Source organism: Proteus sp. NMG38-2 (genome assembly GCF_020640995.1).
Classification (GTDB): domain Bacteria; phylum Pseudomonadota; class Gammaproteobacteria; order Enterobacterales; family Enterobacteriaceae; genus Proteus.
In genome coordinates this window covers 2,697,914-2,721,137 of sequence record NZ_CP085481.1, presented here as the reverse complement: position 1 = coordinate 2,721,137, position 23,224 = coordinate 2,697,914, and the positions used below count along the sequence as shown (strand labels likewise).

Sequence of the window (23,224 nt, the reverse complement as noted above, 5' to 3'; positions counted from 1 at the left end):
TATATTAACAGGTTATCGCTTTAAAAGGGATATTCGAATGAACTTTGAGCAAACAAACAAAAAAAACAGATTTTTTTACAATAGAAGCTAGACAGCGAGGTCAGAGATAGGCATAATTCCGCGCTATGGAAGGATGGCCGAGTGGCTGAAGGCAGCGGTCTTGAAAACCGCCGATGGGAAACCATCCTAGAGTTCGAATCTCTATCCTTCCGCCAGAATTAGCCGGCTTAGCTCAGTTGGTAGAGCAACTGACTTGTAATCAGTAGGTCACCAGTTCGACTCCGGTAGCCGGCACCATATAAGAACCCGTTATCTTGCAAGAGGTAGCGGGTTTTTTCTTACCTATATTTTATTTATCCGCATATTGCTACCATCAACTTTTTAAGTTTTTTTCCTTCTCTGTTGTTCCATATATCTCACAATACCTTCTTGTTTATTATTTTAAATTATCAAAATTTAACCACTATATTAGTGGTTTAGCATTTTTTAAGCAAAAAAAGACTGAGAATTAAGCAAACGGATAAAAAAGTCATTTTTTTTACAATCAGGACTAGACAGCAGGGTCAGAGATAGGCATAATTCCGCGCTATGGAAGGATGGCCGAGTGGCTGAAGGCAGCGGTCTTGAAAACCGCCGATGGGAAACCATCCTAGAGTTCGAATCTCTATCCTTCCGCCAGAATTAGCCGGCTTAGCTCAGTTGGTAGAGCAACTGACTTGTAATCAGTAGGTCACCAGTTCGACTCCGGTAGCCGGCACCATATAAGAACCCGTTATCTCGCAAGAGGTAGCGGGTTTTTTCTTTGATCAAATCTTAATGCTAAAGTATATATGTACTAAAAAACACCACATTAATAAAAAGATGGTGGTGTTTTTAGGCATTACAATGATTACCAACCCATAACCGACCAGTTAAATACACGCCCCAAGATTTTCACTTCTTCTAATGTGGAACGTTCATCAGGATAATCAATCGTATTATAACTACGAATGATAATAGTGTTATTGGGGAGTCGATGTAAAATTTTAACTCTTAAAAGATCGCCTTGTTGAATAGCATAAATACCACCATCAACAATTTTTGTATGTCCTGTGCTGATAGTTACTATAGAGCCATCAGGAATAACAGGAGACATACTGTCGCCATGCACTTTAAAAGCAACAGCATCACTAGGTTGTACACCATAGCGATTAAATGTAGAACGAGAAAATCTCAACAATTCCACCTTTTGATTATCAGTGGTACAACTTCCGAAACCGGCAGCTAATTCAATAGTAGTATAGAAGGGGATTTCAACTTCATCTCGTTCTATCGGTGTATTATTATCCCAATCATCAACCGGAGTCATTTCATTTACTGAAACGCCGTCATTTCTTTTTGCTCCTCGCCCATATTCTAACCATTCTGGTCGAATATCTAACCATTGACTTAATGCTAAAATGTTAGTTGGATCAGGAATCGATTCACTGTTTAACCATTTCCATACTGCAGGGGCGCTGACTTTTATACCTTGTTGAGCTAACGCATCTGCAATTCTTTTACCCAGCCCACGACCAGCAATCCCTGAATCTAAGCATGCTTCTTGAAGCCTTTTTGTGAACTCCGTTTTATTATCGTTTTTAACCATTGGTTAATTTCCTTTACCGCTTGACGCCACTTTGGTTAAAATATAGCATTAACCAGTAGTTAATAAAAGTACGAAAAGTACAAAATAGTAACTAAATAAACCAATGCAAGAGTGGTAAGTAAAAATCACGTTGAGATAACGCCGTAAAATGCGGGTGATTTAGATGCATAAATGCCATGCCTTGTCGTGGTACATGGATGACCAAGTTAGTAATGATAGGAAATCAAAAGGAGCATTAAATGAGACTAGCAGACTTACCTAAATATTTTTCACCAAAAAGCATTGTATTAAGTGATGTAAGAACTGTTAAAGCAGTAGATTCGCTTTCTGTGACTGATGTGATGACATCAATTAGCCTAGTTACGCGAAAAGGACGGATGGGCATAGAGTTGTTTTTAGCTAAGCATAATATTAGTCACCCAGATGAAGCTATAGAAAGTCTTTATCAATACGCGTTAACTCAGGCATATCAATATAAAGCCATTGATAAACTAACTGAAAATGATAAAGCCAAGGTTTTACATATTATTGCCAATTATGCCTTTCAAGATTATGCAAGAAGTGCAGCAAGCAAAAAAGTTTGTCCTGATTGCAGTAATGGATTTATTGACGTTGATGTTTTCACTACCAAAAGCCATACATCAAAAACAGTTAAAGGCTTTGAGCGAAACCTTAAAAATGAACTTAAAGCCAAACCTATAGGTAATACTTCTTACCGAAAAGTGAGAGAAACAACTCGAGTTGTTTGCCCTACTTGTAAAGGGAAAGCTGAAATTCGCTTGGCCTGTCGTTGTCATGGCTGTGGTCAAGTTTTAGATAAAAAAGAGAGTGAAAAACAGGGCATGTCAGTTTTTAAACCTTCTAGTAAATGTGCAGGACGCGGATATCCTCGTTTAAAATTCAGTGAAGTATTAGAACAAGTACAAACGGTGGTGAGTGTTTCTAAAACAGTTGCATACAGTAACTACAAGGTATTATTTGAACATTTAGTGGAAGAATGCTTTAAAGAAGAGTCTTTATCAGAAAAAATTCTTCAAGAAGTAACTGTTAAGTAATAATTTTCTATCTTTATTTATTTTCGTAGAAACTAGCTGTTGACTTTCAGGAAAAATAAACATACTATATCCCCACAGTGAGAGATTTGTATCTAAAGACCTCACAACAGAATATAAAGAGCCTCACTTCGGTGGGGCTTTTTTGTATCTGCATTTTCTTAACAAATACAAAGTAACAATATTTGTTAAAGCTTATTTTCAATTGAAGACCACAATGTGGTCTTTTTTTATATCCGCCATTTATCTAACTAGATAAATAAAACATAAACATACTCATGTTAAAACCGTACTTAAATTTAAGCGCGGTAGATGAGTATCTTATTTATTACATTTCCTCCTATTTGGAGGTAAGCCATGAGAAACAATGAAAGAAAATCCAGATTTATGGGAACAGATATTTATTGCTCTTTCTTCAATGAAAGAACAAGGAATATCTGCCTCTCTAGCTGGAGGAATGGCTATTCTTCGAGGTTTATATAACGGCGGAGGATGGAAACAAACCTCTATAGATGGGCTGATGTGTGCAATGTTTGCTTGGTTTATTAAAGATATTTTAATTTTATTTAATATTAATCATGAGTTTGCTTATTTAGCCAGTGTGTTTATTGGTTATATCGGAGTAGATTCCGTGAGCAAACTTTTAAAAGGAAGAGCAGGAGTTAAAAATGGCTAAAATAGCGCGAGGTGAGCGTAATAATAACCCTGGCAATATCCGGCATGGTTCAAAATGGCAAGGGTTATCTGTTGAACAAACAGATAAAGACTTTTGCCAATTTATTTCACCAGAATATGGAATAAGAGCCATCTACAAATTATTGCAAACGTACCAAAAAAAATATGGCTTAAATACTATTAAAACCATTATCAATCGTTATGCTCCACCTAACGAAAATAATACAATAGGCTATATTAACCGAGCTTCAAAAGAGATAGGTATCGGAATTAATACTCCTATTAATACACAATTAAAAAATATCACGATTCCTTTAGTAATAGCGATTGTTAATATTGAACTTGGATATCAACCTTATTCAGAGAAGGTTTTTGAAGATGCGTGGCTATTATTATGACTTCTTTATCTAGAATAATGGTAATAGTTATTTTATGCCTAGGTACAGGATTGGTTTGGTTAATTGATAAAAATAAATCTTTGAAAAGTGAATACGATGATATCTATCAATCTCTTATTCAACAAATTGCAGAGAATAAAGATTATCAATTAAGAATTAATCGACTTAATCAACTTGATAATCAGCATACACAGGAACTTGTTCATGCGAAAAATGAAATTGGCCGATTGCGTGATATTAGTGAGCGTATTCCTGAGCGGGTGTACATCAACGCTGAGTGCCCCAAAGCGTCAATCACTTCCTCCTCCAGCTTGGATGATGCAAACACCGCCAAACCTACTGATACCGCTATCCGAAATTATTGGTTACTCCGAGAACGAATTGCACAGTCAGAACAGATTATTCTAGGTTTACAGGATTATATTCGCCAAGAGTGTATTAATTGAAAATATTTTTATACGACTTATGAAATAAAAATAACTAATGAATATTATGTTGAGCTTTGCATCGCTCAGAATGGTAATAAAAAAATTCAAGCAGATGAAAATGGATATCCAGTGCTTGTTGATTTAATAAATAATGATGACTTGGTTTTAGCTACAAAAGGAAATAAAAGAAGAAATCTAAAATGGGTCATTGATGAATTAAAATTATTAGATTGCTCTATGGAATTGGGAATTATTTCTTCATATGAAAAAGTAAGAAGGAATAAATTAATGAAATATTTTATAGAAGTATATAATGTAAATGATGGTGAAAGTATAGAATGGCCAGAAAAACCAAATTAAGTCTATATTATTCATTTTGGTTTTTTATAACTAGCTCACTAATCTTATAGTGGTTGTGAGCTATGAAAAAGTTCTAAACTGTACCAATTCTAGTTATAGATTTTTCTGCAAAAAGTAATTCGATAATATAAACTTAACCTCTAAATATTAGAGACAGTTTAACAATAAAATCATGAAAATCATCTCCGCTACACATCATCATCTTTCTGCGCTTATTGAGTTAGATACCTATGCTCAACAGGATGCTTCACGTATTGAAGAAATTAAAGCTTGGCTTGATAGCCAAGCTGTTTATCTTCTTGAAGTGGATGCACAGATTGTGGGGTATGGTGTTATTCATCATTACTTTTTTAATCAGCCATTTATTGAACTAGTGATGATAGATAAAAAGTATCGTCAAAAAGGTTATGGAAAATGCTTGATCACTTATTTTCAAGAAAACACACAAGGAGATAAGCTATTTACATCAACCAATAAATCTAATCATGCAATGCGAAATATGTTAATTAAGTTAGGCTTTATTGAAAGCGGTTGTATTGAAAATCTTGATGAAAACGATCCTGAAATAATTTATTGTTTTATTAAAAAATAATAAATTATTTCAAAGTATTTAAACTCAAAACCATCTAGAGATAGATGGTTTGAGTGAGTTTATCTTATTTTTTATCATTAGTATCAATTTCAATCGGAATATAGTAATTCACATCTTTAACTAAAGGTATTGGCCTATTAATTAATTCAGAAACAGGATAGTTTTCTTTAAAAATATATTCCTCAATATCGGGTGATCCTTTCTTTCTCGGTATATTTTGCTTTTTAAGCAAAATACCATAAATATTATAGATAATATCTTTATACTCTAATGTGAGTAATCTTTCTGGAATGCTAAATTTTAGATATTTTGCATTCTCAATATGGGTAGTATTTACAAATTGTGCATTATATACTTTAGGTGTATTCTCCATCATTGTTGCATATTTTATCGTTAGTTCATTGTTTTTCTTTGAAAAAATATCATGTATGGCATACACACGGTTATGCTTATATAGTGCATTTTGAAAGAATGTTTTCCAATAGAATTCTCGTGATTTTTCGGTACTGAAATTCCAATCGATTGCATTTGCTTTATAGGTATGCTCAATCCCTATTAAAGATAAGGAATCAATAGTGACAATTTCAATATCTAAATTAAAGCCACTAAATTTTCTTAGTGGTAATGTAAAACCGTGAGCCTGCCAATTCTCTTTTCTACGATAATTATAGGGCGTCATATTGAACAGCTTTTTAAACGCTCTTGAAAATGTTTGTTGAGAATCAAACCGATATTTTAATGCAATATCAAGAAGGGGGGTTCTTTGTAAACGTAATTCAACTGCTGCACAAGAAAGACGTCTAGCTCGAATATAAGAGGCTAATGTTAGCCCTGTTTGTTCTTTAAACATACGTTGAAGATGCCATTTTGAATAACCTGATTTTTGTGAAACATTCTCAAGTTTTAGATCTTTCTCTAAGTTTTCTTCAATCCAATAGATAATATCTGTAATGACATTTTCACTAAACATATTTTAACTCTAATTAAAAAATTATTATTGATAATATGAAATAAGACGGTATCTAGGTAATTTACATAAAATACTGTAATGAAATTATACTTAAATGTAAATTTATAAAAATACTTATTTTATATCAGATTTTAAAATAACGTTTTATTTTCAAAAAAAACGAACATTATTCATAACACACTGATATAACTCGGTAAATATTGTTTTTATTGAATAAAGTAACGAGCAATTAGATATTCTTTTTTAAATAAAATCTAAGCTAAAAGTGTTATTTTTATAAAGTAATTAATTTATTATTTAAATTTAAAACAGTAAATAGTTATTATTCTAATTTAATAGAATATAACTATGTTTATTAAACATAAGATTAAAAACTAGCTGAAAATAGAAAAAATAAGCGCCATAGGAAAGCTAAGAGGCCAAGTGAGTGCGATTAATAATGCACTGAGAAGGCGCATAGCAAAACTGGGATCTTTGGTTAAAAAGAAAGTAATAATAAACGAGATCACAGCTCCAATAAGGTAGCTTATTCCAATAACAGAGATAGCAGACATAACAGATCATTCAGTAAATAGACTGTGGCAATTGTACTCCAAAATTGTTAAAGAAACAGAGGAATAGGGCAAACTTTTCAATAAATGTCATTACTAATGTGCAAATTTTAAACATTCATCTCACTTTTGATCTCTGGTTTCTTTTAGGTGTAATCACACAAGATAATAACAAGGCTAAAGCCGAAAAATCAAAAAATGAAATGTAAGATATTGATTTAAATTATTATTTATAACAATCTTTATTGTCTTGAAATGATACTCACTAAAAAAACAGTACAAGACGGCATAGATCTTTTTTAGTGGCTTCACTATAAATAATGAAATTTGCAAATGCTGATTTTTAAGGCAGGGTAGTGAGGCAGAGATAAGTTCTATGGTTGTAAAATGTACGGGTTAATTATATTACATCATAATATCAACAGAATGTAACAAATGGAATGAATGTCATTTATACATACTTGTAGATAAATTAGCTTATGGATGGCGCGACTTAATGGACTTAAGCGTTAGCTAGGAAGCATTTTAAATCCCCTTTTCAATGTTTAAAGGGGATTTATTTTTATATCTGTTTCGGATTGGGGTTAATAGCCGTCACTATATTAAAATGGTAACTTATCAAAGTAGTAACCCGTCAATGACGTTTATTTTAATGAAAATAAACGCTGTTTTGATTAATAAACAACAAGTGTGGTGGTTTTTATGATCCCTTATCAATCAACTTTGACGTTTTGGTTTGAAGAATGCACACCAGAGCAATGGTTTAAAAAAGATCTGCAGTTTGATAAAGAAATTAGCCGTAGGTTTGGTGAATTATGTTTAAGTGCAAGTCGTGGTGAACTTGCATCATGGCGTGAAACTATAGAAGGGCGCTTAGCTGAAATAATTATCCTTGACCAATTTTCTCGTAATATTTGGCGTGATACACCAAAAGCCTTTGCACAAGATAATATGGCTTTAATTTTAGCGCAGGAAGCTATTCGTTTACCTGAATACCTGACGCTAACTCCCGTTAAGCGTAAATTTATGATAATGCCATTTATGCATTCAGAATCAGCTAAAATACACCAAGATGCAGTCGTATTATTTTCTCAACTTAACGACGAAAATACGTATCAATATGAATTACGACATAAAGAAATTATCGATAAATATGGTCGTTATCCTCACCGTAATCAAATTTTAGGTCGTACATCGACACCTGAAGAATTAGATTTTTTACAGCAACCTGGCTCTTCATTCTAAAAAAATGCATACCTAAAAAGGTATGCATTTTGGTTTCTTTTTTATGGTTGATTAATCAGCCATAAAATTGATCACATTGTAATATGCCATAAGTTATAGAAAGCGATACGGCCTGATAACTCAGCAATAATCACCGCAGCGGCGCAAGTGACTAGTGTCATTTTTGACGCCTGTGCTTTTAGGGAAGTAAATCCTACGATAACAATACCCAATGCTAATACCGCTAATTGGAATCCCCAAAAAAGAGATTGGTCAGCACTCAGTTGAGGGCCGGTAAAGCCAAGGAAGCTGACATAACCTGAGCGTGTAGCAAAAGTGATAATAGCCCCGATAATAAAGGACAGTGCGCCTAAACGTCTTGCGCCTGTTGCCATTGCCAGTACACCGCCACCTACTAAGAGAGTCATCCAAAATTGCAAGGTAGTGTAATCTGTATTCCAGTTAGCAATAGTTGGAATGTGGTAAACCTGAGGGATTGACCAAACAAAGGCTAAACCAAAAATAACAGTAAGCAGATTACAAATTTCACGTAAACCTTTCCATTTTTTCATTATAGTGAGTGCGACAGTTGCAAAAGCAAATCCCGTAAACACACCACTTAGAAAGGCTTCGTTACTCATAGGAGAACGGCCAACACCTAAGAGCATATTGAAAAAACGCAGTGGTTGACCAACGTGTAATCCACCAATACCTAAGCCAATTAATGTTAAGACTAAAGCTAAAATATTGGCATTACGCAGTTGGTTCTCATCAATCTGACCTAATTTTTTACTGATATAAGCAATAAGAAACAGGCCTGCTGCTGAAGAACCTAAAACAGTAAAAAAGACTAGAGGAAGTTCATGCATGGTTTATACCTCCGCCGCATTTTGAACTGAGCCGGTTTTATCACCAGAAGGTTTTGCTTCTTTGTGTGCTTTGATAACGATATTTGGATTAGTCAGGCTTGGGTCTGGCATTGGTGCAATACCGCACTCTGTGCCATGTTTCGCTCTGATCACTTCAATATCATCAAAATCAAGTGCGCGTTGAGGACAAGACTCAACACAAACCGGTTTCATGCCTTGTGCTACACGTTCATAGCAACCATCACACTTAGACATGAGTTTTTTCTTCTCATCGAATTGTGGCGCACCATAAGGGCAACGCAATTCGCAATAACGGCAACCAACACAAATATCTTGGTTAACAACCACTAAACCATCTTCTTCACGTTTATGCATAGCGCCAGTTGGGCAACCTGCAACGCAAGTAGGGTTTGAACAATGGTTACAAGAAATGGATAAATAATAACTATAAATATTTTGTGTCCAGATCCCGTCTTGTTTTGCCCAGCTACCGCCACCGTATTCATAAACACGGCGGAATTTAGGGCCTAAATCTAAATCTTTTTCATCCTTGCAACTGACTTGACATGTTTTACAGCCAGTGCATTTAGTGGAGTCAAAATAAAAACCATATTGCTTCATGAGTTAACTCCTTATGCACGTTTCACTTCAACAAGGTTTGTATGTTGTGGATTTCCTTTAGCAAACGGCGAAGGGTGCCAGCTTGTTAATGTATTAATACATCCACCTGTATCTACACCTGTTGTATCAAGTGAACGCCATGCACCTTGCGGTACTGCAATCACACCAGGTAATACACGATCAGTAACTTTGACAAGAATATTTAAGCGACCACGTTCATTATAAATTTCAGCGATATCGCCTGATTTTAATCCGCGTTCTTGCGCATCAATTGGGTTTAACCAGAATTGATGTGGGATAGCTTCACGTAACATAGCAACGTTATAATAGCTTGAGTGAACGTGGCCTTTATCGTGGAAACCCGTCATTTGCAGAGGGAATTTTTCTTTAAGCTTAACGTTTTCAACACCTTCTTCATTCTTACAATATTCTGGAATAGCAGGAATACGGTCGCCTTCAGGTAAAACCCAGCCTTCAGTATCTTGCATTAATTTTTCAGAATAAATTTCAATCTTACCTGACGCTGTTTTTAATGGGTTAGCGATAGGATCTTGACGGAATGCTTCAAGTGCTACGTATTGATTACGATTAGGTAATTTACGATCGATAATCCCCATATCATTGGTTTCTGTAAAAGTAGGCAATGCAGGGTTTTTCTCACGCATTTGGTTATAGCAATATTCAATCCACTCTTCGTAAGTCCGACCTTCGGTGAATTGCGCTTTGGTACCCATTTTTTCTGCAATGTCGGTTAAGACATCATAGCAAGGGCGGTTTTCCCAAAGTGGTTTAATCGCATTTTGTAAGCGGACAACATAGTGGTAAGCACCACTTGCGTAAGAGTTATTGATAAGATCGTTTGTTTCAACCGTTGTTACGTCTGGCAGTAGAATATCTGCGTATTTTGCAGAAGGTGTCATGTGGTTATCCCACACTAAAATAAACTCACATTTTGATTCATCTTGCAGCAAATCATGGGTTTTATTCAGATCAGCGTGTTGGTTACCAATCACGTTACTGGAATAACACCACATAAATTTAATGCCAGTATCGAGTTTATCTTTATTTCTAACACCTGCATTTTTACTCGTTAATTCTTCACCACGTGCAATCGCTTCAGACCACATAAACGTTGGGATCAGCGTTTTTACAGGGTTAGGAAGTGCAAAGCTTGCTACAGGATAAGCTACGTTACCGCCCCAACAGCCAGTATTTGTACCTGGACGGCCAATATGACCAGACATTAATGGCAGCATCATAATAGAACGGCAGGCTTGTTCACCATTGGTTGTACGTTGAATACCCCAACCTTGAGAGATCCACGCAGCTCTTGCACCACCAATTTCACGTGCCAATTGGATAATACGTGCAACAGAAATACCGGTTAATTTACTCGCCCATTCAGGAGTTTTGGCAATACCATCAGGACCATTACCTAAAATGTAATCTTTGTAAGAGCCATTTTCAGGTGCTGATGCTGGAAGTGTTTGCTTATCCCAACCGACGCAATATTCACGTAAGAAATCTTCATCGGTGATACCTTCTTGGATCATCACATAACCTAGTGCAGCAACTAATGCGGCATCGGTACCTGGATAAATTGGTATCCACTCTGCACCCAGTGTTGTCACACTGTCAGTACGGCGAGGGTCAATGATGATTACTTTACTTTTGCTCTTATCTAACGCATTTAGCGTTTCATAGAACTGGCCACCACCTGACATACGAGTTTCAGCAAGGTTATGACCAAACATCACAACGAGATCTGAATTCTCAATTTCTGTTAACAGAGATTCCAACATATCGCCATAAACATAAGGAACGATACCTGTTAATTGAGAGTAAGAATAAGTACCGTAATCACTTAAAAAGCCACCCACAGTGCTTAATAAACGTTTACATGCGGTTCTACCGTGTAAGTTTGCGCCGGTAGAGCCTGTACCGTATTGATAATAAATTGCTTCATTACCATACTTTTCGATGGTGTATTTTAATTTTTCGGCGATGATTGATGTGGCTTCATCCCAAGAAATACGTTCAAATTTACCTTCACCACGTTTACCAACACGCTTCATTGGATATTTTAAACGGTCTGGATTGTAGGTTTTCCAACGAACAGAACGACCACGCAGACAAGGACGAATTTGGTGAAGACCGAATGTTGAATCGTCATACATAGTTTCATTAGAAATGCGACGGATAACGCCATCTTTCACATGAACCTTTAATGGACAACGGCTACCACAGTTCACTAAGCATGCACTGTATTTGATAGTTTCTGAAGTCTCATCAGGACGAATACCCTGGGGGGTTTGAGCATTAGCAGCGAATGGTAATGAAACCGTTCCTGCAACAGCGGCAGCACCAGAAATAACTGCTGCAGACTGAATGAATCCACGCCGACTCATTTCAGTAATAGAAGTATTATTTTTAATTTTTGACATTGACATTACCCTAACATTTTTCACAACAAGTAAAGTTGTATATATATGTTAAGTTATAACCCTTCTACCTATAATGATTTATATCAATATAAAAAATGTTAATAACGTTATCTAAAAAAATAATTATTAAACAAATGGTTACATTTTTTGATAAATACCACTTTAGTGGTAAATGAAATATAGATTAAATAGGATTTAACAATCAATCGATATATAAAAAATAACATAGCGATTTTAAATACATTATAATTAAACAAGATTGTTAATATGATAACAAAATAAGAGATTCAAAATATTTGTTAATACAAAAAGTCAAAAAGGAGAATTTATCTCCTTTCTGATTTTCGATAAAAATGATTTATTGCTGATTATTCTCTACAGGAAATCTCAGTGCTCTTACATCATTTCCCGTTGGGGATTGATGCACTCTTAAACCAAATTGGGGCAAAATAGCAAAAATATGATCAAAAATATCGGATTGAATCGCCTCGTATTGTACCCAAACAGTTGTATTGGTAAACGCATAAATTTCAATAGGAAGCCCATCTGAGGTTGGTGCTAATTGTCTTACCATAATGGTCATTTGCTTATGAACATTAGGGTGATTTTTTAAATACGCTTCAACATATGCACGGAAGGTTCCGATATTGGTCATGCCACGTTGGTTTAATGGTGTTTGACATTCATTGCCTAAAGTCGCATTGAATTCACTAATTTCACTTTCCTTATTTTTGATATAAGGCGCTAATAAATGAGCTTTTTCTAAATCATCAAGTTGTTTTTTATCTAAGAAATGAATGCTATTAATATCAAGAGCAAGGCTTCGTTTAATACGACGTCCTCCCGATTTTGTCATAGCTTGCCAATTCTTAAATGAGTCTGAAATAAGTGAGTAAGTTGGGATAGTGGTAACAGTATTATCCCAATTACGGACTTTAACGGTTGTTAAACTAATATCGATAACCGCACCATCAGCGCCATATTTAGGCATTTCTAACCAATCACCTAAGCTTATCATGTTGTTTGCGGATAACTGAATACCAGCCACCAATCCCATTATGGGATCTTTAAACACCAACATTAATACTGCCGTCATTGCCCCTAAACCACTGAGTAAAATAAGGGGAGATTTTCCAATGAGCAGGGAAATAATCATTATCCCAATTAGGACTGAAGCGGCGAGTTTTAAACTTTGAAAAATACCTTTCAACGGTAATCGGCCAAAGGAGGATGAATTTCTCATGATCTGCATGCACAGATCCATAATAGAGAAAAGCATCAATAAGCCGAAAATTAAGCACCAAGCTTGGGCGCTGGTGGTGAGGACTTCTTGTGTTTTACCTGAACCCATCCAAACAAGTGCTTGGATATTAACAACGACACCTTGGATTAAAAAAGCAAAACGACTAAATAGTTTGTTTATTTCTAATGAAACTTGCCATTTTTGGTCATATTGATTGATGGCGCTCGAAATTCGAGGTAGGACTAATTTGTGTAAAATAAAATGAAGAACAAGGGCAACAAGAAAAATAATGACTAAAACGAGTAATAAAGAAGCGACTTGAGCGTATTCTTCATTGAATTGACGTATCCATGTAAGCAGTTGCTGCTGCATAAAATATCCTCATAGTTAATGTGTATTGTGTATTAAGAGTACAGAAAAGAGATCTTAGTTCAAGGAGGTGAATTTTTTGTTACGAAAGGTGCGCGGATAAATAAGGTAAGGAAAAAGAAAATATATAGAGTAAAAGCCAGAAATAGTCTTTTTTGCGATGAGGGGCTATTTCTGGCTTTGAGCTGTTTATTATTTTAAATCAAATAATTACAGTAAGCGAGTTGATGATAATTGTACAACAACTTGGTGCAAGTGAGTAATAAAAGAAGTCATTGATTTCATATTAAGTATCCTATTAATAAAATGTGATTCACGTCACAAATATTTTCTAAGATTGATTTTAATCACATTTTCATAACAGTCAATAGCTTTATACAAAAATATTTTAAATTTTAAATTATTTTTTATGCTAAAGGTATTTTCTGCCTATTTAAGCCGTGGTGCCTTATTGGTGAACCTATTTATCTTATTGTTTATTAATTGTTTTTTATTTCCGTTTATTAACAATACTCAGTTGACTTTTTTCTATTGTGATTTTCACTTGTTTTTTTTGCTTTAAGCTAAAAATGGAATCGGAAAAAGAAAGGAAATCACTCAATGGATATCGAAACAAAAGAAGAACGTTTGCAAAAAATCTTACAAGGTGAGAAAGAAACGCTAGCGTTTCAGCCGCCTGCCCATAGTGCTCAGGCTCAAGCTGTTGATGCGGATGTGAAGATTGAATTTAATCAGATCAAAGCATCGCCTGATGAAGTGGATAATGAAGTAAAGATAAATCGAGTTATTAAATATGAGGTTGTTGTAACCGGGATTAATTTGCGTTTGGCGGAATGGCGTACCAGCCCGAAAGGAATTTTAATTTTACCCAATAATAAAGATGTCTACATTACGATAGTTGATAACAATACAACAGAGATCTCATTAACGGGAAATCGTAATGGTGTGGCGTCATTACAATTGATATTAAAAGATGAAGATGATGAAAATATCGTATATTACGCAACACCGATACAAATTCGTGTTACACCGCCAAAAGCCAATCCTAATACTGACTGCACAGCGACTAACTGTGAGCGATTTGATGATTTATTGACAATACGTTCTGAGTCTATGCAGTGGCCAAGTAAATGGGAAAGTGTCTCTAAAAGCTTTGTCGTGCATTTACAGGATAAAGAGGGGGAGGATGCGTCAAATAAAGAAGTTAAATTAGTCTACGATGTTGATAATAGTACTCTTGACGTTGAACCCGAAATTTATAACGCAGATGGCGAAATGGTTAATGTTGGCAAAACGAATAAATATGGTATTGCGAATTTTAAAGTAAGGTTTAAAAAGAGTGAGCCAAAACAAATTGCCATTTTTCATGCTGAATCTGAAAATAGTGACGAGCCTACCAAGCCCATTAAATCCAGAGATTATTATGTTGAATTAACCACGGAGAAGCTACCCTCTCCGAAAGTGCCTGCAACATTAAATGGGATTTTAAGCTATCACAGTGAAAATTATTGTGTGAATGCAAATCTTATTTTAGGACGAGATATTAGTGAAAGTACTCAGGTTGGTTTTTATTTTAATGACCAATTAAAAATGTTGCCTTGCACTGATAAATCTGCAGTTTCTGTTAGATTGGAAAATCAAGCATTAACAAATGGTATCCATTACATCTCTTTCTTCACTGTTGATATATTCGATAATATTTGTTTTTCTCGCCGTGAGCGTATTATTGTTGATAACTCTTTAACGGGAGAGTGTAATAAGCAAATTAAAAATATTGCACCTAAACCTTGCGTTAGTGTCACTATTCCACAAATTTGTGATCGCTATTTTAATTCTGTCAATATTAGGCTTGTACCTTCTTTATGTTTACAAATTAAAAACCGTGTTGCAAAAATGCATATCCAGAAAATGGTTATCATTTTTAATGGTTATTCTAAAATGAATAGCAGTGAAAGAACGCTAGTGTATCGTTCAACATTGGAAATTTATGCAGATGATCCTCGTTTAGGTAACTTCTTGCATGATATAACACCAAATAATGAACCTATAAATATGGTTGAAATACTAGAACCTGTGTTAGAAAGTATTTTGGCTGATGCACTACCGAATATTGAAGTGGGGCAATTAGGTATCCAAGTGATGATATTTGAGAATACAGGGAATTGTTATCTTTGTGGTGAGAATATGTATACAGTATCTCTGCGCTTGCCTTGTGCTTAATACTTACACTTAATATAGAGAATAGTTTTCTGCTCAAGAGCCACATAATGTGGCTCTTTGCTTAGCAAAAACTAATAAGAATATGATTATTGTATAGCCTATTAACGAGTCATTCTTTTTATTGCACTGGTTATCGATAAAATGGTGAGTGAGCTTAAAATAAGCTGTATACCAATCAATGCCATTACCAGAGCTACGGATGTTTCAGGCCCAAACGCAAGTAAAAAATAGGCGATAACGAGATCTAAAAATCCTACCAAGATATTAAACCACCCATAAAAGTTATCTTTAATTTGCTTGAAGCCGATATTTAGGCGCAATATCCCCGCAAAAATAAAGAGAAAACCGATAAAAAAAGCCAGGCTAAGCATACCGTTTAGCGGATCAGTAATAAAAATATAGCCCAGCAAAAGATAAATAAAACCAGCTAATAATGTGATGAGCATTGACCAGCCTGAAGAGACTTGAGAATTGAAGCCACCAATAATGCTGGATATTGCACAGGCAAAGAAAACGATACCGAGTAATACACTGATAACAACACCAGAAGAGAGAGGGTTAATAATACAGATAAAACCTGCAATAAAGCCCAATGTGGCGATAATATTCATTAAGGTACATTGTCTTTTAACCAGTTTCTCTGTTAGCTGAGATAAATTATTTTTATTAATATCTAACATAGCAACCTCTTTATGTTTATATTTTGGACATAAGTTAAATTATAGCAATTTTTGTTTATATAACATGACTTCTTTAAATAAAACTATAATTAAAAAGAGGTAGGGAAGGTGATAAATCATCTTTGAAATATAAAATTGAAGGAGTAAGGTAGTGGCTAAGGTTAAATGTTAATAAAAGTTATAACGGAGGTAAAATGTCTGATGTTGTGTATTTAAATAATCAGTTTGTACCTAAAGAGCAGGCTAAAATATCTGTTTTTGACCGTGGTTTTTTATTTGCAGACGCGGTTTATGAAGTTACTGCAGTTATTGATAGTCAACTCATTGACTTTGACGGACATTTCCAACGTTTACAGCGTTCGTGCAAAGAATTAGGATTATCCCTTCCTATCACGAAATTACAATTAATCGATATTCATCAAAAACTTATTGAAAGCAACCATCTTCATGAAGGGCTTATTTATTTACAAATAACCCGAGGTACTGATTCATCTCGCTTTTTTGATTTTCCGTCTTCATCTATTCCTTCCACAATTGTTGCCTTCGTTCAGCACTCCACAGTAATTAATCATCCTAATGCCAAAAAAGGCATTTCGGTAGTCAGTGTTGACGATATTCGCTGGCAGCGTTGTGATATTAAAACTGTTGCATTATTAGCCGCATGTTTAGCGAAACATTATGCACATCAACAAGGTGCTGATGATGCTATTTTAATAAAAGATGGCTATATAACAGAAGGTAGTTCAAGTAATTTTTTTATTGTAAATCATGATAATGAAATTATTACACGACCTTTGAGTCAGGACATTTTGCCAGGTATCACGCGCCAAGCAATTATTCAATTAGCGCAAGAAGAGGGGCTTAAAGTTATTGAGCGTTTATTTACGCTTGATGAAGCTAAAAAAGCAAAAGAAGCTTTTATTAGCTCAGCTACCACGTTAATTTGGCCTATAATTTCAATCGATAATGAAGAGATTAATCAGGGGAAAGTTGGGCATTTGTCTCAACGTCTACGAGAGATCTACCTTGATAAAGCACTTAAAAAATAATTGAATAGACAAATATACTTAATAAAATTTATCGCACTGTTTTTAGATTTTTATTGCAATATAACAGTGCGGTAAATTTATCATTTATTGTATTAATTATGATGTTCAATGATCATTACAGCGGTTGTATCTGGCTCTAAAGCCCGTAATACATGAGTAACATCACCGGGATAGCAAATGTAATCACCGGGTTGCAATTCTTGTTGATTATCTAGCGTTCCCACCATTGCACTACCACTAATAATAATAATATGTTCAGTCACATTTTTACTGTGAGGATCTGACACCCTATCTTTTCCCGGTTGAGCAATTACGGTATATATATCGCGTTTTGCCCCCATTGGGCAGGATGAAAGTAAAAAAGCATGGTAATACGCTTTTTCTGCGCTAATTTTAAAGCCATCACCTTTGCGAATAACTTTGACTTCAGATTGTGGTGCTGAAATAAGTTGAGAAAACGGAATGTTTAATGCAACACAAATCGCCCAGAGTGTTTCAATACTAGGGTTTCCTTGGCCTGCTTCTAATTGAGATAATGTGGATTTTGCAACACCGGCTCGTCTTGCAATTTCAGCAAGCGAAAGGCCCGCTTTTTTTCTCTCTCGGGCAAGGGCCTGAGAAATAATTTCAATAGGCGCACAAGGCGATGACATCATAGCTTCCTTTAAAATCATCTTGCAAAAAAATAAATCGTTCAACATAATGAACGATATGTTCAATAAAAAATACGATATTCTATGCAAATTAACAGTCGGCTTGATAATAACGTACTTAGAGACATTCTGCTTGTTTCATTAGCAGATGGTATTGTTGGTATCTCTTATGGTGCTTTGGCTCATACACAAGGGTTTGATTTTTGGGTGCCATTAGTGTTATCCATTTTCGTTTTAGCCGGCGCTTCTGAGTTTCTTTTTATTGGTGTAGTGGCGATGGGAGGAAGTGCAATTTATGCAGCGCTTGCTGGATTGATGGTTAATGCACGACATATTCCCTTCAGTATGGCTGTAAAAGATTTACCCGGAAAAGGGCTTAAATCATTATTAGGCTTTCATATATTAAATGATGAAAGTGTTGTATTTGGTTTATCTCAACGAACAGCTGAACAGAATAAACTTGCATTTTGGGCATGTGGGTTGAGCATTTTACTTGTTTGGCCTTTAGGAACCATGATAGGTATTTATTTAGGATCATTTATTGTTGATATTAAGATGTTAGGGTTAGATGCGATGTTCCCTGCTATTATCTTGGCACTAAGTTTGCCAGCATTAAAAAATAAACTAACACGTAATGCTGCGATTATTGGTAGTGCCATTGCTCTTATAACAACACTATTTTTACCTGTAGGGATCCCCGTTTTATTGTCATTAGTTGGCGTGTTATTTGTGCTAAGGAGAATTTAATGTCCACCGCATCTATTATTACAGGAATTATTATTCTTGCTGTTGGCACATATGCAATGCGTCTTTCCGGAATATTGCTTAACAATAGGTCCGGTGTTTCGCCTCGTGTAAAAGAGATACTTTCATTATCAGCAATTGTTATTTTATTTTCAGTGGCAACGACCTCAACATTTTTTGATGGCAATCAACTTGCTGATATATCAAAAATTATTGGTGTCGGGGTAGCGGGTGTTCTCACTTGGCAAAAAAAGCCATTTATTATGATTGTGCTTAGTGCCGCAATAGTGACTGCTGGGTTACGTTGGCTAATAAAGCTTTGGGAATAAATCAACAATTAACGCTACGGTGATAAAAGAAAAAGGAGGCATGAATGCCTCCTTTCTAATATTTTGTTAATTAACAAGTAATTAATCATTTTCTGATGGTTTTATTTCTAACGGTAGCGTGATAATAAAACCGATACCTCTATTATTAAGTCCTTCAGCCACAATTAATGAGGCTTGAATTTTATTAGCGAGGTTTTGTGCAATAGATAACCCTAAGCCACTACCCGTTTCATTTGAACCAGGAACACGATAAAAACGTGAAAAAAGGGCATTAATATGTTCTTTTGCCACTCCTGGCCCATCGTCACGCACAAAAATGTTAACCCCTTCTGCATATCTATTTTCAATAGTAACTTCTACTTGGCTACCTTTAGGACAATATTTAATAGCATTATCAAGTAGATTATTAAATATAGAGAGTAATGCTTGTTTATCAGTTTTAAGGGGCAATGGATGCCCTTCATTTAGTGATAGTTCAATATTTTTACTAATTGCATAGGGAACACGTTGTGCTATTGCATTACCAATGATGTTATAGATATCAAGGGTTTCTATTTTAAGTGGAAAATCATCACATTCTAATCGTGCTAAATCAATTACTTGATGAGAAAGAGCTGCGGCTCTATCAAGTGATTGTTTCATATCATCAATAATCTCTTCGCGCTCATGTTGATCATCTACTAAAGAGAGTAGATGTAATTGAGCAATAACAGCAGCTATTGGTGTTCTTAATTCATGGGCGGCATCTGCCATAAATTGTTTTTCACGAATATTAGCTGCATCAATTCTTGCCATTAACTGGTTTAATTCTTTAAAGATTGGACGTATTTCTTTAAATTGTTGACCGACATTAATCGGCGTTAAATTACGAGGTTTACGATTAGAAATTAGTTCTGCAGCTTGCCTTAACGGACGTAAACTAAAATAAGCTGTAATTAAAATAGCAAAAATAACTGTTGCTAGAATAAACAGAAAGGGCACAAATGTTCCCTCAACAGGGTTACCTATAACATGACCCCTATCTTCAACGGATTCACCAATAAATACTTTTATTTTGTGTTTTTCTCCCCAACTAAAAGAGAGGATCCACTTTTCACCCGCCACAGAGACTTTTTCGGATGCTAATGAAAGCACTCTGGTTGGAATAGGTAATTCAGGGCGGTTAGTATAAATCAGAGTATTATTTGCATCTAAGGCAATAAACCACGGCAGATATTGTAATTCATCATCTTCGCCATTGAGCATGGCATCTATATACATACCTTGTAAGTTATGAGCGATTTCTTTAAGGACTTCAGGCTGATCAGCAACACTTTCTAAGGTATTAGCAAAACCCTCAGCAATAATTTCTTGTTGTTTATTATAAATTTTTTCAAACTCAGCAAGATAATCAAATTGTATCCAAGCTAACCATACGCCCCAAAGCATAACAATAGAGATAATTTGAAGAACAATGGTGTAAATAAAGAAAGAACGGATCTTCATTTAGTTAGCATCTTTTTTTAATAAATAACCCACACCACGCACAGTGATAATTCGCTCTTTTCCTATTTTTCTACGCAAATTATGCATGTGGACTTCAAGTGAATTACTTTCAATTTTATCATCTAAACCAAATAGGCGTTGTTCTAACTCGGATTTACGCACTACATTATCAGTATTACGCATTAATTCGTATAACAACTGATATTCTTTACCTGATAATAAAAGCAATTCGTCATTTAAGGTGACTTGATGGTTTGCAGGATTAAGCTGTAAATCCCCAATAGACCATATTTGTGATGAAAAACCAGCCATTCTACGGCTAACTGCTTTTACACGGGAAATAAGTTCAGGCATAGCGAAAGGCTTCGGTAAAAAATCATCAGCCCCTGAATCTAAAGTTTGTACTAAATTGTCGATTTGAGTTCGAGCCGTTAAAATGATGATCGGAATTTTTTCGCCGTTCTTTCTAAGTGCAATAAGTTCATCTTGTCCATCGCCATCCGGTAGACCCAAATCTAATAGCATTAAATCAAAAGGGCGCTGGCTCAGTTGAACACGAGCATCAGCAAGTAACCTAACCCAACATGGGTGAAAACCGGCAATTTCAAGCCCGCGACAAAGCGCTTTACCGAGTTGTAGATCGTCTTCAACCAATAAAATATTCATAATAATACCTATCTAAAATCGTCTTAAGAAAGTATAAGAGCCAAATAAAAATTGAGCAATATAATAAAATGTAAAATCAAGTTTGATTAATGAACTCTTAATGTAAGATAAGATTTTATTTAATGTTTTTTTTTACTAAAAATAGGCGACTTTAAAAATAAAGTATTAATATGAATGGAGTTTCTAGATAGTTTTGTTTTGTATTTTATTATTTTAAGGCATTTAATGTTAATTTTTAAAAACGAATTAAGTTAGAATTACTATTCTTGGTTTGTTATAGGTAGTATATTCTCACATTATTATGCTAAGTTAACTTAAATGATTTACCTAAGATGCTTGCTTTTTTAAAATGAAATATAACATTAGTTAAGAATGATTAAATGTGATGGTGTATTTAAGATAATATAAATATAAAAAAATAATTTCATTGATTAATATGTCTATTAAAATGATGCTTTATTGTTTTATTGAAATAAAATAATAGGATTATTATATCCCTGTTGTGCAACATTTTATTAGATTTAAATTATTTACTCTATTCATCTATACTCTTGCAATAGAACTTCGTGTTTTAAAAGGAATTTGATTTTTATTAAAAGGAATTTATATGAAATTAGATGGTGTTATTTAGTATAAATTAAATCATTCTGTGTCAGAAATGCTCCCATCCCTCTGGGAGCATTTCACATGGTGGTTATTACTCACAAAATGAGTTATCCCATAAATGTAAATCAAATGGTAAATTTAACGGTTTTGCTAGTTCATTCGCTATATTCTGAAATTCTGCTTTTGCGTGTTCTAGACGTTGTTTATCGCTTTCAGGAATAAAGTTATCTTTTGCAGGTAAATCATCTAAATTGTATTCTTCCACTAATACTCCATTATCCCAACGCTGAAATAGCCAATAACTACCAGGCATCAGTGTATAGTTAGTGCCTTCAATTAATGTTGTTCTATCAGATTGGTAATGTATGGGAATTAATTGATTAGCGACATTATCCCAGATCCAGCCTTTATAAGTGCCATCAGTTAAACGAGTTATCGACCAATGCATATCATCAGGCTGATAAAAATTAAGCTCTATTAGAGGCATATAAATTGGATTATCTGTGGAAAATGAGGCTTGAATGAGCCCATTTGTAAAATAAGAGATATCCAATGTTTTGTTATCGTTGTTTAAATTTAAATGACAATTATCCCATTTTGTTATTTTTAAACCGTTTTTTTCTGGAACTTCTGGAATTGAAATTATGAGATCTGTTGCACTGTCTTTTGCTGGTGGATAGTAACGACCTGTAATGTATTCACCATTACTGCCATAAAATTTCCATGTTGCTAAAGGGGAGTGCTTAAAATAGAAATTAAGAATAAAAAAAGAAAGCAAAGCGATAGTCAAAAAAAGAAAAATAATTCGTATTTTTTTAGTCATTTTACTTTATTGCCTATATTCTATTTACTCTTAAAGTTGTATAAATTCAGTGTAACAGAAATGAATCATTTAATTAAAGAAAGTAATATATCCTTACCAGAAAAAGGACATGTATTTAATGTCACTAAGGTAAATACTTAAATAGGATTTCACCATGATCAAAAATTCAGTTTTAGCTTTACACTCTTTTTTAAAAGAGATGGAAAATGATGAGTATTATCCAGCTCACCTGGTAAAAAAAGGACAAGATTTACTTAAAACACTGTGTTTTAAAATTGAAGCGACTTCACCTAAAGATTTATCAGAGCTTTATATTTTAACTCAAGAAACAACAGATCAATTTAATGATCTTGCTGAGGAGTTTTGTGAAGAAGGTAGTGAGATTGAAACCGTTGCAAGAGAGTGTATTGCAGAAGATTTTGGTATTATTGCTGATGAATATGGTTTTAAAGATGCTGATATAGAAGAATTAATTGCAACAAGAGATTGGTAAAAAAGTGTGAGAAAACAAGATAATGTTTTCTCATTTTTATTATTTTTAATTGT

Annotated in this window: 24 protein-coding genes and 4 tRNA genes; 16 read left to right on the top strand and 12 right to left on the bottom strand. The window is 34.6% G+C overall.

Translation table 11 applies throughout. The features are described 5' to 3' along the window. Window positions 1–127 precede the first annotated feature (127 nt). The 4 genes from LG402_RS13085 (at window position 128) to LG402_RS13070 (ending at window position 760) form a co-directional block, all read left to right on the top strand. Window positions 128–215 (top strand) — tRNA-Ser (locus LG402_RS13085). Between the two features lie 6 nt (window positions 216–221). Then, window positions 222–297: transfer RNA gene (locus tag LG402_RS13080), tRNA-Thr, on the top strand. A 293-nt stretch (window positions 298–590) separates the two neighbouring features. After that, window positions 591–678 (top strand) — tRNA-Ser (locus tag LG402_RS13075). 6 nt (window positions 679–684) lie between these two features. After that, window positions 685–760 (top strand) — tRNA-Thr (locus LG402_RS13070). A gap of 129 nt (window positions 761–889) precedes the next feature. On the opposite strand, the gene LG402_RS13065 is transcribed toward LG402_RS13070, so the two are convergent. Continuing rightward, complete coding sequence (locus tag LG402_RS13065) at window positions 890–1,627, bottom strand: helix-turn-helix transcriptional regulator (protein WP_109407864.1); 738 nt, start codon at window positions 1,625–1,627, stop codon at window positions 890–892. A 239-nt stretch (window positions 1,628–1,866) separates the two neighbouring features. Here LG402_RS13065 and LG402_RS13060 point away from each other — a divergent pair, with 239 nt between their 5' ends. The 6 genes from LG402_RS13060 to LG402_RS13035 all read left to right on the top strand — a co-directional run bounded on the left by LG402_RS13060 (window position 1,867) and on the right by LG402_RS13035 (window position 5,132). Beyond that, the gene (locus LG402_RS13060) at window positions 1,867–2,682 is read left to right on the top strand and encodes an antitermination protein (RefSeq protein WP_227335713.1); all 816 of its coding nucleotides are present in this window, start codon (window positions 1,867–1,869) and stop codon (window positions 2,680–2,682) included. A 364-nt stretch (window positions 2,683–3,046) separates the two neighbouring features. Continuing rightward, window positions 3,047–3,355, top strand: a complete 309-nt coding sequence (locus LG402_RS13055; RefSeq protein WP_072068579.1) for a phage holin, lambda family — start codon at window positions 3,047–3,049, stop codon at window positions 3,353–3,355. Next, entirely contained in the window at window positions 3,348–3,752 is a 405-nt protein-coding gene (locus LG402_RS13050; protein WP_227335712.1) for a structural protein, read from the top strand. Before LG402_RS13055 ends, LG402_RS13050 begins: the two co-directional genes overlap by 8 nt. Then, window positions 3,749–4,198 (top strand): lysis protein, encoded by a 450-nt coding sequence (locus LG402_RS13045; protein ID WP_227335711.1) that lies wholly within the window; start codon window positions 3,749–3,751, stop codon window positions 4,196–4,198. Before LG402_RS13050 ends, LG402_RS13045 begins: the two co-directional genes overlap by 4 nt. Before the next feature lie 24 nt (window positions 4,199–4,222). Then, the gene (locus tag LG402_RS13040) at window positions 4,223–4,540 is read left to right on the top strand and encodes a tail fiber assembly protein (RefSeq protein ID WP_413685690.1); all 318 of its coding nucleotides are present in this window, start codon (window positions 4,223–4,225) and stop codon (window positions 4,538–4,540) included. 172 nt (window positions 4,541–4,712) lie between these two features. After that, window positions 4,713–5,132, top strand: a complete 420-nt coding sequence (locus tag LG402_RS13035) for a GNAT family N-acetyltransferase (protein ID WP_227335710.1) — start codon at window positions 4,713–4,715, stop codon at window positions 5,130–5,132. A 64-nt stretch (window positions 5,133–5,196) separates the two neighbouring features. Here the strand turns inward: LG402_RS13035 and LG402_RS13030 are convergent, their stop codons facing one another. Together LG402_RS13030 and LG402_RS13025 are read right to left on the bottom strand one after the other, a co-directional pair. Further along, window positions 5,197–6,102, bottom strand: a complete 906-nt coding sequence (locus LG402_RS13030; protein ID WP_227335709.1) for a helix-turn-helix domain-containing protein — start codon at window positions 6,100–6,102, stop codon at window positions 5,197–5,199. 374 nt (window positions 6,103–6,476) lie between these two features. After that, a complete protein-coding gene (locus LG402_RS13025) occupies window positions 6,477–6,656 on the bottom strand; it encodes a GhoT/OrtT family toxin (RefSeq protein WP_109407857.1) in 180 nt (59 codons plus the stop codon). 699 nt (window positions 6,657–7,355) lie between these two features. Between LG402_RS13025 and LG402_RS13020 the strand changes: the two genes are divergently transcribed. After that, on the top strand, window positions 7,356–7,898 hold the full coding sequence (locus tag LG402_RS13020) for a DUF924 family protein (protein ID WP_166540707.1): 543 nt from the start codon (window positions 7,356–7,358) through the stop codon (window positions 7,896–7,898). 71 nt (window positions 7,899–7,969) lie between these two features. Here LG402_RS13020 and LG402_RS13015 read toward each other — a convergent pair whose 3' ends face one another. The 4 genes from LG402_RS13015 to LG402_RS13000 all read right to left on the bottom strand — a co-directional run bounded on the left by LG402_RS13015 (window position 7,970) and on the right by LG402_RS13000 (window position 13,426). Further along, window positions 7,970–8,746 (bottom strand): dimethyl sulfoxide reductase anchor subunit family protein, encoded by a 777-nt coding sequence (locus tag LG402_RS13015; protein WP_227335708.1) that lies wholly within the window; start codon window positions 8,744–8,746, stop codon window positions 7,970–7,972. Between the two features lie 3 nt (window positions 8,747–8,749). Beyond that, on the bottom strand, window positions 8,750–9,367 hold the full coding sequence (locus LG402_RS13010; RefSeq protein ID WP_023581764.1) for a DMSO/selenate family reductase complex B subunit: 618 nt from the start codon (window positions 9,365–9,367) through the stop codon (window positions 8,750–8,752). Window positions 9,368–9,378: 11 nt separating this feature from the next. Then, on the bottom strand, window positions 9,379–11,811 hold the full coding sequence (locus LG402_RS13005; protein WP_227335707.1) for a DMSO/selenate family reductase complex A subunit: 2,433 nt from the start codon (window positions 11,809–11,811) through the stop codon (window positions 9,379–9,381). 358 nt (window positions 11,812–12,169) lie between these two features. After that, entirely contained in the window at window positions 12,170–13,426 is a 1,257-nt protein-coding gene (locus LG402_RS13000) for a mechanosensitive ion channel family protein (protein WP_227335706.1), read from the bottom strand. 597 nt (window positions 13,427–14,023) lie between these two features. Between LG402_RS13000 and LG402_RS12995 the strand changes: the two genes are divergently transcribed. Continuing rightward, window positions 14,024–15,643 carry a hypothetical protein gene (locus LG402_RS12995; RefSeq protein ID WP_166540704.1) on the top strand — a complete coding sequence of 540 codons (1,620 nt, stop codon included), beginning with the start codon at window positions 14,024–14,026 and terminating at the stop codon, window positions 15,641–15,643. 101 nt (window positions 15,644–15,744) lie between these two features. Here LG402_RS12995 and LG402_RS12990 read toward each other — a convergent pair whose 3' ends face one another. Continuing rightward, on the bottom strand, window positions 15,745–16,323 hold the full coding sequence (locus LG402_RS12990; RefSeq protein WP_109407851.1) for an HdeD family acid-resistance protein: 579 nt from the start codon (window positions 16,321–16,323) through the stop codon (window positions 15,745–15,747). 194 nt (window positions 16,324–16,517) lie between these two features. On the opposite strand from LG402_RS12990, the gene LG402_RS12985 reads away from it, so the two are divergent. After that, a complete protein-coding gene (locus tag LG402_RS12985) occupies window positions 16,518–17,372 on the top strand; it encodes a D-amino-acid transaminase (RefSeq protein WP_227335705.1) in 855 nt (284 codons plus the stop codon). 92 nt (window positions 17,373–17,464) lie between these two features. On the opposite strand, the gene LG402_RS12980 is transcribed toward LG402_RS12985, so the two are convergent. After that, on the bottom strand, window positions 17,465–18,025 hold the full coding sequence (locus LG402_RS12980) for a helix-turn-helix domain-containing protein (protein WP_166540702.1): 561 nt from the start codon (window positions 18,023–18,025) through the stop codon (window positions 17,465–17,467). 84 nt (window positions 18,026–18,109) lie between these two features. Here LG402_RS12980 and LG402_RS12975 point away from each other — a divergent pair, with 84 nt between their 5' ends. Continuing rightward, the gene (locus LG402_RS12975; RefSeq protein ID WP_166540701.1) at window positions 18,110–18,772 is read left to right on the top strand and encodes an AzlC family ABC transporter permease; all 663 of its coding nucleotides are present in this window, start codon (window positions 18,110–18,112) and stop codon (window positions 18,770–18,772) included. Next, window positions 18,772–19,098 carry an AzlD domain-containing protein gene (locus tag LG402_RS12970; protein ID WP_166540700.1) on the top strand — a complete coding sequence of 109 codons (327 nt, stop codon included), beginning with the start codon at window positions 18,772–18,774 and terminating at the stop codon, window positions 19,096–19,098. Before LG402_RS12975 ends, LG402_RS12970 begins: the two co-directional genes overlap by 1 nt. An 81-nt stretch (window positions 19,099–19,179) precedes the next feature. On the opposite strand, the gene LG402_RS12965 is transcribed toward LG402_RS12970, so the two are convergent. The 3 genes from LG402_RS12965 to LG402_RS12955 all read right to left on the bottom strand — a co-directional run bounded on the left by LG402_RS12965 (window position 19,180) and on the right by LG402_RS12955 (window position 22,678). Further along, a complete protein-coding gene (locus tag LG402_RS12965) occupies window positions 19,180–20,583 on the bottom strand; it encodes an ATP-binding protein (RefSeq protein ID WP_166540699.1) in 1,404 nt (467 codons plus the stop codon). Further along, complete coding sequence (locus LG402_RS12960) at window positions 20,584–21,249, bottom strand: response regulator transcription factor (protein ID WP_109407845.1); 666 nt, start codon at window positions 21,247–21,249, stop codon at window positions 20,584–20,586. It lies immediately after the preceding gene. Window positions 21,250–21,946: 697 nt separating this feature from the next. Next, on the bottom strand, window positions 21,947–22,678 hold the full coding sequence (locus LG402_RS12955) for a hypothetical protein (protein WP_227335704.1): 732 nt from the start codon (window positions 22,676–22,678) through the stop codon (window positions 21,947–21,949). Between the two features lie 154 nt (window positions 22,679–22,832). Here LG402_RS12955 and LG402_RS12950 point away from each other — a divergent pair, with 154 nt between their 5' ends. Continuing rightward, window positions 22,833–23,171 carry a DUF5713 family protein gene (locus tag LG402_RS12950; protein ID WP_166540697.1) on the top strand — a complete coding sequence of 113 codons (339 nt, stop codon included), beginning with the start codon at window positions 22,833–22,835 and terminating at the stop codon, window positions 23,169–23,171. Window positions 23,172–23,224: the final 53 nt, after the last annotated feature.